The 1,516-nt window shown below is 67.4% G+C and carries 2 protein-coding genes; one reads left to right on the forward strand and one right to left on the reverse strand.

The genetic code is table 11. From position 1 onward, the window contains the following. Window positions 1-3: 3 nt before the first annotated feature. Window positions 4-972, forward strand: a complete 969-nt coding sequence (locus AB4Y84_RS21420; RefSeq protein WP_442250901.1) for a polyprenyl synthetase family protein — start codon at window positions 4-6, stop codon at window positions 970-972. A 162-nt stretch (window positions 973-1,134) separates the two neighbouring features. On the opposite strand, the gene AB4Y84_RS21425 is transcribed toward AB4Y84_RS21420, so the two are convergent. After that, on the reverse strand, window positions 1,135-1,516 hold a 382-nt coding region (locus AB4Y84_RS21425; protein WP_442250900.1), incomplete at its 5' end, for a dienelactone hydrolase family protein.

Here is a 1,516-nt window from a genome sequence, read left to right on the forward strand (position 1 = left end):
GCCCTGGGCCTGTCCCAGATCCAGTCGCTTGCCGCAGCCGACATGGCTGCCGTCGATGCCCTGATCCGCCGCCGGCTGTCCTCGGATGTGGTGCTGATCAACCAGATCGCCGACCACATCATCTCCGCTGGCGGCAAACGCCTGCGGCCGATGCTGGTGATGCTGGCCGGCCATGCGGTCGGCGGCGCCGGCCCCGAGCACCACCAGCTGGCAGCGATCATCGAGTTCATCCACACCTCCACCCTGCTGCACGACGACGTGGTGGACGAATCCAGCCTGCGCCGCGGCCGCAGCACCGCCAATGCACTGTGGGGCAACGCGCCCAGCGTGCTGGTGGGCGACTTCCTGTACTCGCGCAGCTTCCAGCTGATGGTCGAGCTGGACCGGATGCCGGTGATGCAGATCCTGGCCGACACCACCAACCGCATTGCCGAAGGCGAAGTGCTGCAGCTGCTGCACGTGCACAACCCGGATACCGACGAAGCCGCCTACCTGCGCGTGATCGAGCGCAAGACCGCGGTGCTGTTCGCCGCCGGCACGCGCCTGGGTGCACTGGCCAGTGGTGTCGATGAAGCCACCCAGCAGGCCCTGTACGACTACGGCATGCACTTGGGCTACGCCTTCCAGATCGCCGATGACGTGCTGGATTATTCAGCCAACGCCGACGAGCTGGGCAAGAACCTGGGTGACGACCTGGCCGAAGGCAAGGCGACGCTGCCGCTGATCCATGCCATGGCCCATTCCGATGAGGCCACCCGCCAGCGCCTGCGCGCGATCGTGCAGAACGGTGATGCCTCGGCGATGCCGGAAGTGCTGGCGGCGATCCACGCCACCGGAGGCCTGGAATACAGCCGCCGTCGTGCCGAGGAATATGCCGAAGCCGCCGAACGCGCGCTCGACGGCCTGGCCGACAACGACGCCGTCGCCGCCCTGCGCGGCCTGGCCCGCTACGCGGTACAGCGCTCGCATTGACCGCACCCGGTAGTGCCGGCCGCTGGCCGGCATTCCCGATGACATCCGCAGCATCATGAGGTTGCCGACCAACGGTCGGCACCAACCAGGGCAGATGAGTGCCGACCAACGGTCGGCACCTGCAAGGACGGGTGGGTGCCGACCGTYGGTCGGCACACCTTTTCAACGTTTCTCGAACCGCTCCTCGAAGAACTCATCCAGTGCCTTCCAGGCACGCTTGGCGGCACGTTCGTTGTACTGGCAGCCCGGCGGGCTGTTGGCATCGCGCTCGGCAAAGCAGTGCACCGCACCGCTGTAGTTGGTGAACTCCCAGTCCACCTTGGCCGCATCCATTTCCTTCTGGAAGCTGCCGATATCCTCGGCGGTCACGCTCTTGTCGTCGGCGCCATTGAGCACCAGCACCGACGGGTGGCTGCCGCCGGCCTGCGCCGGCAAGGGGGAGCCGAGTCCGCCATGCAGGCTGACCACACCCGCCAGCGGCGCACCGGCGCGCGCCAGTTCCAGCACCGTGGTGCCACCGAAGCAGAAGCCCACCGCGCCGATC

This window comes from Stenotrophomonas sp. 2YAF22, assembly GCF_052114665.1.
Taxonomy (GTDB): domain Bacteria; phylum Pseudomonadota; class Gammaproteobacteria; order Xanthomonadales; family Xanthomonadaceae; genus Stenotrophomonas; species Stenotrophomonas indicatrix.